The 395-nt window shown below is 73.4% G+C and carries 1 protein-coding gene; it reads left to right on the top strand.

Going from position 1 to position 395, the window contains the following annotated elements:
- Positions 1 to 14 precede the first annotated feature (14 nt).
- On the top strand, positions 15 to 395 hold a 381-nt coding region (locus tag FJV41_RS51460; RefSeq protein WP_281291692.1), incomplete at its 3' end, for a wax ester/triacylglycerol synthase domain-containing protein.

Here is a 395-nt window from a genome sequence, read left to right as displayed (position 1 = left end):
CGCCGGACTTCGACCTGGAAGCCCATGTGTCCACGCTGGACATGTCGGATCCGGAGACACACAGCATGCTGGCGGGGGTTGTCGGGGAACGGCTGGGCCTGCCCCTGAGTCGCTCCTTTCCGCTGTGGCACTTCTCCCTGACGCGGGGCCTGCCGGGCGGGGACGTGCTGCTCGCGCGGCTGCATCACTGCATGGCGGACGGCATCGCGCTCGCGCGGGTGCTGCTGTCGCTCACGGACCCCGTGGACGCGGCGGGAGCATCCGAGGGGCCGGTGGGCCCGGAGACCTGGAGCGAGGGCGCCCCTTCCGAGGAGGCGCGGCAGCCCCGGGCTCCAGGCTGGTTGCGGATGGCCCGGGGCGCCCGCTCGGCGCTGCACAAGGGCGCGGAACTGGTG

This window comes from Myxococcus llanfairpwllgwyngyllgogerychwyrndrobwllllantysiliogogogochensis, assembly GCF_006636215.1.
GTDB classification, from domain to species: Bacteria; Myxococcota; Myxococcia; order Myxococcales; family Myxococcaceae; genus Myxococcus; species Myxococcus llanfairpwllgwyngyllgogerychwyrndrobwllllantysiliogogogochensis.
This window is presented reverse-complemented; position numbering and strand designations above follow the sequence as displayed.